Source organism: Flavobacterium litorale, from assembly GCF_019613795.1.
Taxonomy (GTDB): Bacteria; Bacteroidota; Bacteroidia; order Flavobacteriales; family Flavobacteriaceae; genus Flavobacterium; species Flavobacterium litorale.
Genome location: NZ_CP080429.1, coordinates 987,322 through 999,583, shown reverse-complemented (window position 1 = coordinate 999,583; position 12,262 = coordinate 987,322). Strand labels below are relative to the sequence as shown.

General features: G+C 39.8%; 13 protein-coding genes. 9 read left to right on the top strand and 4 right to left on the bottom strand.

The window, feature by feature from the left end:
- Positions 1-14: 14 nt before the first annotated feature.
- Complete coding sequence (locus K1I41_RS04495) at positions 15-2,078, bottom strand: M13 family metallopeptidase (protein ID WP_220641490.1); 2,064 nt, start codon at positions 2,076-2,078, stop codon at positions 15-17.
- Positions 2,079-2,244: 166 nt separating this feature from the next.
- Between K1I41_RS04495 and K1I41_RS04490 the strand changes: the two genes are divergently transcribed.
- From K1I41_RS04490 to K1I41_RS04475, 4 genes are read left to right on the top strand one after another with little or no spacing between them, the layout of a single operon-like run.
- Positions 2,245-2,937: an SCO family protein gene (locus K1I41_RS04490; protein WP_220641489.1), complete on the top strand. Its 693-nt coding sequence runs from the start codon at positions 2,245-2,247 to the stop codon at positions 2,935-2,937.
- Between the two features lie 54 nt (positions 2,938-2,991).
- On the top strand, positions 2,992-3,225 hold the full coding sequence (locus K1I41_RS04485) for a FeoA family protein (RefSeq protein ID WP_220641488.1): 234 nt from the start codon (positions 2,992-2,994) through the stop codon (positions 3,223-3,225).
- A gap of 3 nt (positions 3,226-3,228) precedes the next feature.
- Positions 3,229-5,334: a ferrous iron transport protein B gene (feoB, locus tag K1I41_RS04480; RefSeq protein WP_220641487.1), complete on the top strand. Its 2,106-nt coding sequence runs from the start codon at positions 3,229-3,231 to the stop codon at positions 5,332-5,334.
- A 6-nt stretch (positions 5,335-5,340) separates the two neighbouring features.
- A complete protein-coding gene (locus K1I41_RS04475; protein ID WP_220641486.1) occupies positions 5,341-5,469 on the top strand; it encodes a FeoB-associated Cys-rich membrane protein in 129 nt (42 codons plus the stop codon).
- Positions 5,470-5,502: 33 nt separating this feature from the next.
- Here K1I41_RS04475 and K1I41_RS04470 read toward each other — a convergent pair whose 3' ends face one another.
- Entirely contained in the window at positions 5,503-6,327 is an 825-nt protein-coding gene (locus K1I41_RS04470; protein WP_220641485.1) for a ZIP family metal transporter, read from the bottom strand.
- A gap of 4 nt (positions 6,328-6,331) precedes the next feature.
- Entirely contained in the window at positions 6,332-6,985 is a 654-nt protein-coding gene (locus K1I41_RS04465) for a metal-dependent transcriptional regulator (protein WP_220641484.1), read from the bottom strand.
- Between the two features lie 133 nt (positions 6,986-7,118).
- On the opposite strand from K1I41_RS04465, the gene K1I41_RS04460 reads away from it, so the two are divergent.
- The 5 genes from K1I41_RS04460 (at position 7,119) to K1I41_RS04440 (ending at position 11,427) form a co-directional block, all read left to right on the top strand.
- Entirely contained in the window at positions 7,119-8,270 is a 1,152-nt protein-coding gene (locus tag K1I41_RS04460) for a lycopene cyclase family protein (protein WP_220641483.1), read from the top strand.
- Between the two features lie 122 nt (positions 8,271-8,392).
- Positions 8,393-8,803, top strand: a complete 411-nt coding sequence (locus tag K1I41_RS04455; protein ID WP_220641482.1) for a BrxA/BrxB family bacilliredoxin — start codon at positions 8,393-8,395, stop codon at positions 8,801-8,803.
- Positions 8,804-8,941: 138 nt separating this feature from the next.
- Complete coding sequence (locus K1I41_RS04450; RefSeq protein ID WP_220641481.1) at positions 8,942-9,676, top strand: lysophospholipid acyltransferase family protein; 735 nt, start codon at positions 8,942-8,944, stop codon at positions 9,674-9,676.
- A 4-nt stretch (positions 9,677-9,680) separates the two neighbouring features.
- A complete protein-coding gene (locus K1I41_RS04445; protein ID WP_220641480.1) occupies positions 9,681-10,676 on the top strand; it encodes an acyl-ACP desaturase in 996 nt (331 codons plus the stop codon).
- A gap of 97 nt (positions 10,677-10,773) precedes the next feature.
- Positions 10,774-11,427, top strand: a complete 654-nt coding sequence (locus K1I41_RS04440) for an HD domain-containing protein (RefSeq protein WP_220641479.1) — start codon at positions 10,774-10,776, stop codon at positions 11,425-11,427.
- 44 nt (positions 11,428-11,471) lie between these two features.
- On the opposite strand, the gene K1I41_RS04435 is transcribed toward K1I41_RS04440, so the two are convergent.
- A complete protein-coding gene (locus K1I41_RS04435; RefSeq protein WP_220641478.1) occupies positions 11,472-12,254 on the bottom strand; it encodes an enoyl-CoA hydratase/isomerase family protein in 783 nt (260 codons plus the stop codon).
- Positions 12,255-12,262 lie beyond the last annotated feature (8 nt).

Here is a 12,262-nt window from a genome sequence, read left to right as displayed (position 1 = left end):
TATCAAATAAAGTTTTACCAAATTTTAACTCGCTCTTCAGGGTTAATATACATGCCATCTCCTTTTTTAATATCAAAGGCTTCATAAAAAGCATCTACATTTTGTAAAGGCACGTAAGCCCTATACATTGCTGGCGAGTGAGGGTCGGTTTTTACCTGATTTTTTATCGCCTCATCTCTCATTTTGGTTCTCCATATGGTAGCCCAAGAGATAAAAAAGCGTTGTTCTGGCGTATAGCCATCTATTAAACCTGGTCGTCCGTTCTTCTCAAGATAAATCTGTAAACCATCGTATGCTGCATTAACACCACCAAGGTCACCAATATTTTCGCCTAGCGTAAACTCGCCATCCACATACGTACCGGGTAAGGGTTGTAACTGGCTGTACTGGCTGGCTAGTGCTCCGCCAAGACCTGTAAATTTCTCTAAATCTTCATTGCTCCACCAGTTTACAAGGTTACCATCAGCATTGTAACGTGAACCCGAATCGTCAAATCCGTGCGATATTTCGTGCCCAATTACTGCGCCAATACCTCCGTAGTTAACAGCTTCATCTGCTTTGTAATCGTAAAATGGCGGTTGTAGTATGGCTGCTGGGAATACAATTTCGTTGTACGATGGGTTAAAATAGGCGTTTACAATTTGTGGCGCCATATACCATTCGTCCTTATTAACAGGCCTGTGCAGTTTAGCCATGTCTTTATTATGGTTAAAGCGGGCAATATTTTTCATGTTGGTAAACAAGTCACCTCCTGCTTCGGGGCTTGTAATGGTAAGTGCAGAATAATCTTTCCACTTATCGGGGTAACCTATTTTTATACGTAGTTTACGTAGTTTTTCTATTGCATTTTTACGGGTCGATTTTGCCATCCATGGCAATTTGTTAATTCGGTTTTCAAAAGCCAGCATTACATTGGCTATCATACTTTCTGCTTTCTGCTTAGCCTCAGCAGGAAATTTTTTGGCAACGTATAATTTACCCAATGCTTCTCCTACGGTACCGTTTATAGTACGTAGTGCATTAATTTCGCGCTTTTCCTCTTTAAGTGCGCCGCGAAGGGTTTGGCTGTAAAATCTCCAATTGTCAGTTTCAATATTAGTAGTTAACTGACTTGTTGAACTATTCAGTAAAGTCCATTTCATGTAGTGCTTCCAATCGTCAACTTTATTCTCATTTAGTAACCCCGCTAACCTATCCATATACTTAGGCTGCGAAACAATAACGGTATCTACTTTAGTAATACCAATACCCGATAGGTAGCTGTTCCAGTTGATTACTGGCATAAGTTCTTGTAGCTGTGCGACTGACATAGGGTTGTACGTTTTTCTGCTATCTCTGCGCTCTACTCTGTCCAGTCGTGGCGTTGCCATTGCGGTTTCAAACTCAAGAATACTTTTTGCCGCTTTTTCTGCAGTAGTCTTGTTATACCCTACATAGCGTAACATGTGAGCTACATGCATTATGTATTTATCGCGCTTTTCTTGCGAATCTTTATCGTCAGACACATAATAATCCCTATCGGGTAATCCCAAAGACCCAGGCATTATATATACCGCATTACGGTTACTATCTTTAGCATCTGCGCCTACGCCCGAGTTAAAAAACCCTATACCCCCTACAACTTCCATTTCGGTTATTAGCTTTTGCAAGTCAGATAAGTTTCTAACCCTGTCTATTTTAACCAAATAGGGTTCTAATGGTTCAATCCCTTTTTGGTTTCGTGCCACAGTATCCATAATAGCGCGGTACAAGCTTGCTGCCTTACCTTGGTCTGAATTTGGATTTAATGTTTTATCAGCAGCTGCCTCTTTAAGTATGACAAGTGCATCATGGTTGGTTTGCTCACGCAACTCATCAAAACTACCCCAACGGGTTTTATCGCCAGGAATCTCTGTGTTATCCAGCCATTTACCATTTACGAAACGGAAAAAATCTTCGCTTGGTTTTACAGATGTATCCATATACGATAAATTTATACCGGGCTTAGTTTGCTTGCTGCTTTTAGTTTGTCCATTACATACCGTTGCTCCAAGCACTATGGCAAGTGTTGCAAGGGTAGCCTTTTTGTTTAGTTTCATGTTGTTTGTTTTAAACCTTATTTATACAAAAATATAAAGTTACCTTAAAAAGGGGCGTTAAAAGCAAAAAAAGTGATTTTTACGCTGTTTTTTAACGTACCAAAGTGCAATATAGCACTACATTAATCGGACATCCTTTTGTAATTTTGCAGGAAATTATTTTTACATGCTTACTTTCTTCAAAAAATACAAAGTATTCTTTATAGTGCTCCTTATTGTATCGGCAATTATATTATACCTTTTTTACAATGCGCTAAAGCCCCAAAAATTCTTAAAAGTATACAGTCCTGCCGATGTTAGCCCCGAGTTGGTAGATACCACCGTGCAATACATTAGCCGTAACCATAAAATAGCCGATTTTTCGTTTACCAACCAAAACGGTAAAACCATTACGCAAAAGGATTACAAGGGCAAAATTTATGTAGCCGATTTCTTTTTTACGACCTGCCCTACTATTTGCCCCATAATGACGGACAATATGGTATGGCTACAGGATAAAATTAAAGATAACCCTAAGGTAATGCTACTATCGCACTCGGTAACGCCCGATATTGACAGCGTACCTGTACTTAAGGCGTACGCCGAGAAAAAAGGGGTAATTGATAGTAAGTGGAATTTGGTTACGGGCAACAAAAAGGACATTTACTACATTGCCCGAAAATCGTATTTGGCGGTAAAAACAAATACATCGGACGAGTTATATGATATGGTACATACCGAAAATTTTATACTGGTAGATGCCGAAGGACGTATTAGGGGATTTTATAACGGAACGAATCTTGACGAGGAGGTTGAAGGCGAAAAAAATGTTACGCAATTGCTAGAGGATATTAACTGGTTATCTGGACGGGAAAACTAGTACATTATCAGCTATTTTTTGTAAATTTGTGCCTTTACTTATTCTTAATAAACCTTGAAAAACACGCTTGCAGAACTTAAAAAAGGGCAAAGAGCTATCATTGTCGACTTTAATATCGACCTCATCCCACTCAAATTGCTTGAAATGGGGTGTTTGCCTGGTAATCTTGTAGAGCTGTTACAGGTAGCGCCATTTGGCGACCCCATCTACATCAATGTAAACGATAGTCATGTAGCCATCCGACTGGAAACGGCTGCCGAGATTGATGTGGAAATTTTAACCGAGTAGTACATGGCAACCCAAATAATAAAAATTTCTTTAATAGGTAATCCTAACACGGGTAAAACATCTGTTTTTAACCAGCTTACAGGACTTAACCAACAAGTAGGAAATTACCCAGGTATTACTGTAGAGCGTAAGCAGGGTACCATGCGGCTAAACGGCACTACTAAAGGTACGGTTATCGACTTGCCAGGTACATACAGCCTTAACGCCAGCTCTATGGACGAGAGTGTTGTTATTGAGTTGCTATTAAACCGAAAGGATAAGGATTTTCCTGATGTTGCCGTTGTGGTTACCGATGTAGAAAACCTAAAGCGTAATTTACTGCTGTTTACACAGATTAAAGATTTAGAGATACCTGCCATACTGGTTATAAACATGGCAGACCGAATGGAACGCAAAGGCATTACCGTAGATATACCTTACCTAGAAGAACAATTAAAAACCAAAATTGCTTTGGTAAGCTCGCGCAAAGGCACGGGTATTGCAGCGCTTAAAGAACTCATTTTAAATTATAAGGATTTACCTACCGAGCCTTGCCTCAATGCATCATCCATAGACCCTGATTATTTTGGAAAGCTAAGGCAAGCATTCCCCAACCAGTTGTTATACAAGCTATGGCTTGTTATTACGCAGGATGTTAACTTTGGGCAGGTAGAACGAAACGAAATTGATAAAAGCTCGTTTACAAAATCCAAAACAGAGCTAAAACGACTACAGCAAAAAGAAACCATAAAACGCTACCAGTTTATAAACAACGTTTTAAAACTTGGGCGTATTGTTAATACAGCCAACGCAAACGATTTACGCGCAAAGCTGGACAGGGTTTTAACACATAAAGTATTTGGCTACGTAATATTCTTTTCCATACTAATGCTCATCTTCCAATCCATATTTGCGTGGTCCAATGTGCCTATGGATTTAATAGACGAGGGCTTTAGCTGGTTAAGTTCGTATGCCGCTAAAAACCTGCCGCCAGGGCAACTTACCGAATTGGTTACACAGGGTATTATACCTGGTATAGGGGGCGTAGTTATATTCATCCCACAAATAGCCTTTTTGTTTCTGTTTATCTCTATATTAGAAGAAAGTGGTTACATGAGCCGTGTAGTATTCCTTATGGATAGGGTTATGAAACGCTTTGGATTAAGCGGAAAAAGTGTTGTGCCTTTAATATCGGGTACAGCATGCGCTATACCTGCTATTATGGCTGCCCGTAATATAGAAAATTGGCGCGAAAGGCTTATAACCATATTAGTAACCCCCTTTACAACCTGCTCGGCAAGGTTGCCCGTATACGCCATACTTATTTCGTTAATTATACCCAACCGTATGGTATTGGGCTTTGTAAACCTGCAAGGGCTCACACTAATGTTATTGTATATGCTGGGCTTTTTAGGAGCAATACTATCGGGTATTATTTTAAATAAAGTACTAAAAACACGGTACAAAAGTTTTTTTGTGGCAGAAATGCCCAACTACAAAGTACCACTTGCTAAAAATGTAGCCATTACTGTTGTAGAAAAAACGAAGGCGTTTGTATACGGTGCTGGTAAAATAATACTAGCCCTATCTATAGTAATATGGTTTTTAGGTTCGCATGGTCCTGGTGACGACTTTGAAAATGCAGAACAGATTGTAACATCGGAGGAAAGCAGTGCCACACTATCTGCCAACGAATTAGACGATAAAATTGCTGCCTACCAACTGCAAAACTCATACATTGGTATTATGGGTAAAAGTATTGAGCCTGCAATAGCACCTTTGGGTTACGACTGGAAAATTGGCATTGCTATTGTATCTTCTTTTGCAGCACGCGAGGTATTTGTAGGTACACTAGCCACTATATACAACATTGGTAGCGGTAGCGACGACGAAGCTACGATAAAGCAACGTATGCGCGCAGAAACCGACCCCGAAACGGGCAAAAAAGTATTTAACTTTGCTACAGGCATATCGTTACTATTGTTTTATGCTTTTGCCATGCAGTGTATGAGTACGCTGGCAATTACCAAGAAAGAAACCAACTCGTGGAAGTGGCCCATGATACAGTTGTTTGGTATGAGTGGTTTTGCGTATCTTGTATCGTTAATAGCCTACCAACTCTTAAAATAAAAAATTATGTATATACAATCTGTTATAGCGTATTTACTAGTTGCAGCATCAGCAGCCTATTTGGTTAAGAAATTCTTTTTTAAGAAAAAGAAAAAGGCAACCCAATGCGGTACTAACGATTGTGGTTGCCATTAAAATATAATACTATATACTTTGCAAAAAGCTGCACTAGCCTAGTGCAACATCAAGCGTCATCATTACTACAAAACCGCCAATAAAGCCTAGCGTAGCAATATCGGTATTTTTATCCTGTTGCGTTTCGGGTATCACCTCTTCAACCACAACAAATATCATCGCACCCGCAGCAAATGCCAACGCATAAGGCAGTATAGGCGTAAAAAACGTAACTGCCAAAGCACCAAGTACACCCGCAATAGGCTCTACAATTGCAGATGCCTGCCCGTACATGAAACTTTTACGACGACTCATGCCCATACGGCGCAACGGCATGGATACCGCAATACCTTCGGGGAAATTCTGGATACCAATACCCATAGCAAGGGTTAATGCTCCTACTATAGAGGCTTCGGGTATACCCGCAGCTACACCACCAAACAATACGCCTACGGCAAGCCCCTCGGGTATGTTGTGCAGCGTTATGGCTAACGTTAGTAGCGTAGTACGTTGCCAAGGGGTTTTTATCCCTTCTTTTTCGCTTTCTTTAAAGTTAATATGCAAGTGAGGCAAGGCTTTATCTAACCCAAATAAAAATATAGCGCCTAGCATAAAACCTACAGCAGCAGGTAGCACTTTAATAAAACCTTCGCCCGCGCTCATCTCAATAGCGGGCGATAGTAAACTCCAATAACTGGCAGCTACCATTACCCCACCTGTAAAACCAAGCATACCATCTAGCACCACACGGTTCATGTTCTTAAAAAAGAATACTGCCGATGCACCTAGTGCGGTAACACCCCAAGTAAATAACGTGGCGTATAGTGCCGCCAAAACAGGGTCTATCGATTCAAAATACGTTACTATATCTTCAAACATGTAATTATAGTGTTTTTACAAAAAGGTTAGCGGCTATTTTATTCGATACAGTCATTTCGGCATCATGAACACGTAAGGTTAACGACATATCGAAATCTTCTTTAGAAAGTACAGTAATAGCCGAGCCAAGTGCTATTTGCTGTTTATCGAGGTACTGTAAAAAAGCAGGTGAACTATCTTTAACGCCAACACATAGTACTTTTGCACCAGGTGCTACCTCCGATAGTAATTTTTTATCTATTTTCTTCACATTTCCCTCCCTATCGGGTATAGGATCGCCATGAGGGTCTTCCGTAGGGAAATCCAAAAACTCTTCTAGTTTATTAATCAGTTTTTCCGATTTTATGTGCTCCAACTGTTCGGCAACATCGTGCACCTCATCCCAAGAGAAATCGAGTTTTTCCAACAAAAAAACTTCCCAAAGGCGGTGTTTACGCACAATCATTAAGGCGGTAAACCTACCTTTTTCGGTAAGCGATACTCCTTGGTATTTTTTATACACAACCAACTCCTTATCCGCAAGCTTTTTAATCATATCGGTAACCGACGATGGTTTACTCTCCATATCGTTAGCAATAGCATTTGTGGTAATGCCTTTGCCTGTACCTGTAGATAAATGGTAGATTGTTTTAAGATAATTCTCTTCAGAATAAGTCATTAGTAAACTGTATTATGGCGCAAATATAGTGATTATTTGATACGGTTAAACTATTTTTTAGATGCGTCTAAATATTACACTGTAATACTGCATTCGTTTTTCGTATTTTTGGATTTTATCCCTAACAAATACTATGAAACACTACCATTATATTTTTGCAGGTGCGGGACTTTCGGCTTTAATAACGGTTTACAGAATGGCGGTTTCGGGTAAATTTTCGGATAAAAATATTTTATTGATTGATGCTGATGCCAAAAAGAGTAACGACCGTACATGGTGCTATTGGGAAACAGGCGCAGGCGAGTGGGATGCCATTGTGAGCAAAAAATGGGATAATGCCCTGTTTGCCAGTAGCAATTTCAGGAAAAACATGGTATTGGCACCCTACAGCTACAAAATGATAAAAGGGGCTACTTTTTACCAGCATGTTTTTAATACCGTTAGTAAGCACAGCAACATAACATTTGTGCAGCAAAAAGTAGTCGATTTTTCGGATGCATCGCAGCACGTTTTAGTAAAAACGGAAACAGAAAACTATACTTGCAACAAGCTTTTTAACAGTATATACAACCCCAACTTTGTACACGAAAGCAACTACCAACTGGTACAACAGCACTTTATAGGCTGGTTTGTAAAAACCAAAAAACCTGTTTTTAGTAGTGGTATGGCTACTTTTATGGATTTTAGTGTGCCACAATTGGGCAATACGCGCTTTATGTACGTATTGCCAACATCAGAGAAAGAAGCTTTGGTAGAATACACGCTATTTTCGCCCAACCTACTGGAAAAACAGGAGTATGAAAATGCCATACGAGAGTACCTTAAAAATTTAGGGGTTAACGATGGTGGTTACGAAATTGTAGAAAAAGAGGCTGGCAATATACCGATGACGTGCTACCCGTTTTGGAAAAATAATAGTAAAAACATCGTGCATATAGGTTCGGCAGGGGGCTGGACAAAAGCAAGTACGGGGTACACGTTTAAAAATACCACCAAAAAATCCGAGCAGTTGGTTAACTACCTACAGCAGCCCAACCCCGATTTTACCAAGCTATATAAAAAAAATAGGTTTTGGCTGTACGATTTACTTTTAATAGATATTTTGTACCGCACTAACGAGAAAGGCAGTAGTATTTTCTCGGCAATGTTTAAAAAAGAAAACCCACAACTCATCTTTAAATTTCTGGATGAAGAAACCACCTTTGCAGAGGAATTAAAAGTAATACTAAGTTGCCCTAAACTCCCCTTTATACAAGCACTTGGCAGAAAATTAGTACTAAAATAATAGCACCACAAAAATAATCTGGAAAACAGCATAAAAAATTAAGTAAACCTTCACATACACACTGTTTTTTGCAAAAGCATTTCTTTGTAACTTTGTAAACTTAAACTTTAATAAATAAAGATATGTATCCTGAAGAATTAGTAAAACCGATGCGTGCTGAACTATCAGAAGCAGGTTTTGAAGAACTATATACAGCCGATGCGGTTAAAAACGCTATCGACGGCGAAGGTACTACACTAGTGGTAGTAAACTCAGTATGCGGATGTGCTGCCCGAAATGCACGCCCAGGCGCAAAAATGAGTCTTGATAACGACAAGAAACCAGCCAAACTGGTAACTGTATTTGCAGGTGTAGATAAAGAGGCTGTAGATGCAGCGCGCGAGTCGATGTTCCCTTTCCCACCCTCATCGCCAAGTATGGCATTGTTTAAAAATGGTGAGTTGGTACACATGCTAGAGCGTCATCATATAGAGGGACGCCCTGCCGAAATGATTGCCGAAAATCTTAAAGATGCCTATAGTGAGCATTGCTAAGCAACACTAATAACAACATCCAAAAAACCACGCTAATTAGCGTGGTTTTTAGCTACAACACACAACTATGCCTGCATAACAAAACTTTTTAGTATGTTGTAAAAAGGTAGTAGTTTTACGCGAATTTTTAAACCTGTTATGGAAAAGGTACTGTCATATCCTATATCAGCACTATATTACATTGTTTTTTTTATGTTGCTGCTTATATTTCACCCCATACAATGGATTTGCCTTAACGTATTTGGCTACAACGCCCATAAAAAAAGTGTAAGCCTTTTAAACCTGTCGTTATTACGGTGTACGCACATTTTAGGCACAACCTATAAATTTACCAAAACAGCCAACATACCTATGGGGGTACCGCTTATAATTGTAGCCAACCACCAAAGTATGAATGATATACCACCGCTAGTTTGGTTTATGCGCAAGTACCACCCTAAATTTATTAGTAAAAAAGAATTGGGGAAAGGCATACCCAGCGTATCGTACAATTTAAGGCATGGTGGCTCGGTATTAATAGACCGTAAAGACCCCAAACAAGCACTACCTGCCATAAAAAAAATGGGAGTGTATATAGAGCAGCATAAACGCTCGGCAGTAATATTTCCGGAAGGAACACGAAGCAAAACGGGAGAACCCAAAAGGTTTTCAGAAAACGGACTTAAAATACTTTGTAAATACGCCCCGTCTGCGTACATTGTACCCGTAAGCATTAATAACTCATGGAAGTTATTTAAATTCGGGAACTACCCACTAGGGCTGGGCAATAGGTTTACTGTAACAGTACAGGAACCCTTTGCTATAAAAAACATTCCTTTTGACGAAGTTATGGAACGAACAGAACGCGCAGTAAAACAAGGAATAAAAAAATAAATATATGTCTACAAAAAATGTTAGGTTGGAGGTAATGCAACTGCTAGAAAAAGACGTTGACTCTTTTGTTGACGAATACCTCGTACCCGTAGAGGAAATATGGCAACCTACCGATTTGTTGCCTGACTCACAGCAAGAAACTTTTTACGACGACGTAAAAGAACTAAGAGAAATAGCAAAAGATTTACCATACGATTTTTGGGTGGTTATGGTGGGCGATACCATTACCGAAGAGGCACTACCTACATACGAGTCGTGGCTAATGGATGTTGAAGGTGTAAACCAAGTAGACGGACGTGGCAACGGATGGTCGCGATGGGTACGTAAATGGACAGGTGAAGAAAACCGCCATGGCGATGTATTAAACAAATACCTATACCTATCGGGGCGTGTAAACATGCGTGAAGTAGAAATGACGACGCACCACCTGTTAAATGATGGTTTTGATATTGGTACGGATCGCGACCCTTATAAAAACTTTGTGTACACCAGTTTTCAGGAATTGGCTACCTACGTATCGCACAACAGAGTATCGCAAATTGCCCGAAAATTTGGCGACAAAAAACTCTCTAAAATGTGCAAGCTAATTGCTGGCGACGAAATGCGCCATCATATGGCATATAGCGAGTTTGTAGATCGTATTTTTAAGGTAGACCCTAGCGAAATGATGTTGGCATTTAACTATATGATGAAACTGAAGATAACCATGCCTGCTCACTTTTTAAGACAATCAGGCGATAGTTTAGGTACAGCTTTCGACCAATTCTCCGATTCTGCACAGCGTATAGGCGTTTATACCGCTATGGATTATGTAGAAATTCTGCGTAAGCTAATAAACAAATGGCAAATAGATAAAATTGACGGGCTTACCGCCGAAGCGGAAAAAGCCAGAGATTACTTAATGAAATTACCCGATAGAATGGCACGAATATCCGAAAGGATTGTAATACCCGAAGAATCGCATATATTTAAATGGGTACAACCTGCCCTTATAAAATAAACTACCAAAAGCCACCGTAAGGGTGGCTTTTTTGATGTGTTAAAATGGATATAGTTAGCCTACTATTAACTATTTTTGCAAAACCTAAACCCATACCATGAGCAACCCTGCGCTTGTACACAACACTATTGTTTTTGTAAAAAAACAACTCCAAAATGCCGAAGGAGGTCACGATTGGTTTCATATACAACGCGTATATAACAATGCTTTAGCTATTGCAGAACATGAAGCGTGCGATTTATTAGTAGTGCAATTAGGCGCGTTGTTGCATGATATTGCTGATAGTAAATTCTACGATGGCGACGAAACTGTTGGACCTAAAGTTGCAAGAACATTTTTGGAACAAGAAAACGTAGATGAAGCTACCATAGCACACGTTACAAAAATCATCGAAAACATATCCTTTAAAGGCGGTAACTTTGAGCAAACCTTTACCTCTGTAGAGTTACAAATAGTACAAGATGCCGATAGGCTCGATGCACTGGGTGCCATTGGTATAGCACGTACTTTTAACTACGGTGGGTTTAAAAACAGGGCGTTGTATAACCCCGATATTGCACCCAAAACCAGAATGACAAAAGAGGAGTACAAGAATAGCGATAGCCCTACACTAAACCACTTTTACGAAAAGCTATTATTACTTAAAGACCGTATGAATACCGAAACAGGTAAAACCTTAGCACAGGGCAGGCACAACTATATGGTACACTTCCTATCGGAATTTTATGCCGAGTGGGAAGGCGAAAAGTAAAAAAGCAGCCTTTTCCAGACTGCTTTTTATGTATTTGATTATTTCTATTTACCTGTAAATTTTGCTTTTCTTTTCTCTAAAAAGGCAGTAGTACCCTCTTTAAAATCTTCTGTACCGAACGATTCTCCAAAGGCTTTTATTTCGGTTTCGTAACCATTAACGCCGTCTTGGTAGTTAGCATTTACTGTTTCTATTGCTCTAGCTATTGCTTTTGGCGAGTTCTTCATAATTTTACCTGCAATACCTCTACAAAACTCTATTAATTCTTCCTGTGGCACCACGTGGTTTACTAATCCGTAGGCTTTTGCTTCGGTAGCATTTATCATACCTGCCGTCATAATCATTTCCATAGCGCGCCCTTTGCCTACAAGCTGTGGCAAACGTTGCGTACCACCATAACCTGGTATTACCCCCAACGATACTTCGGGTAATCCCATTCTGGCATTATCAGACGCAATACGGAAGTGTGCTGCCATAGCCAACTCCAAACCGCCGCCCAGTGCAAAACCGTTTACGGCTGCTATTACAGGCGTACTCAGGTTCTGTACAAAATCGAAGAGTAATTCCTGCCCTTTTGCCGCTAGTTTTCCACCCTCTTCTACAGAGAAGTTAGCAAATTCCGAGATGTCTGCCCCTGCTACAAAAGCTTTCTCGCCTGTACCTGTTATAATAATAACTTTTACAGCAGCATCGGCATCCAATGTTTTAAAAGCTTCGTGTAACTCCTCAATAGTGGCTTTGTTAAGCGCGTTTAATTTGGTAGGTCGGTTAATTGTAATTAATCCAATTCCTTCTTCTATTTCTGTAAGGATATTTTCGTAATTCATTTTCGTAT

Excerpts from the sequence above, each read along its gene's own strand:
- K1I41_RS04440 (WP_220641479.1), top strand. The coding sequence starts at position 10,774 with ATGAGCAACCCTGCGCTTGTACACAACACTATTGTTTTTGTAAAAAAA.
- K1I41_RS04455 (WP_220641482.1), top strand. The coding sequence starts at position 8,393 with ATGTATCCTGAAGAATTAGTAAAACCGATGCGTGCTGAACTATCAGAA.
- K1I41_RS04465 (WP_220641484.1), bottom strand. The coding sequence starts at position 6,985 with ATGACTTATTCTGAAGAGAATTATCTTAAAACAATCTACCATTTATCT.
- feoB (WP_220641487.1), top strand. The coding sequence starts at position 3,229 with ATGGCAACCCAAATAATAAAAATTTCTTTAATAGGTAATCCTAACACG.
- K1I41_RS04450 (WP_220641481.1), top strand. The coding sequence starts at position 8,942 with ATGGAAAAGGTACTGTCATATCCTATATCAGCACTATATTACATTGTT.
- K1I41_RS04470 (WP_220641485.1), bottom strand. The coding sequence starts at position 6,327 with ATGTTTGAAGATATAGTAACGTATTTTGAATCGATAGACCCTGTTTTG.
- K1I41_RS04475 (WP_220641486.1), top strand. The coding sequence starts at position 5,341 with ATGTATATACAATCTGTTATAGCGTATTTACTAGTTGCAGCATCAGCA.
- K1I41_RS04490 (WP_220641489.1), top strand. The coding sequence starts at position 2,245 with ATGCTTACTTTCTTCAAAAAATACAAAGTATTCTTTATAGTGCTCCTT.
- K1I41_RS04460 (WP_220641483.1), top strand. The coding sequence starts at position 7,119 with ATGAAACACTACCATTATATTTTTGCAGGTGCGGGACTTTCGGCTTTA.
- K1I41_RS04435 (WP_220641478.1), bottom strand. The coding sequence starts at position 12,254 with ATGAATTACGAAAATATCCTTACAGAAATAGAAGAAGGAATTGGATTA.
- K1I41_RS04445 (WP_220641480.1), top strand. The coding sequence starts at position 9,681 with ATGTCTACAAAAAATGTTAGGTTGGAGGTAATGCAACTGCTAGAAAAA.
- K1I41_RS04495 (WP_220641490.1), bottom strand. The coding sequence starts at position 2,078 with ATGAAACTAAACAAAAAGGCTACCCTTGCAACACTTGCCATAGTGCTT.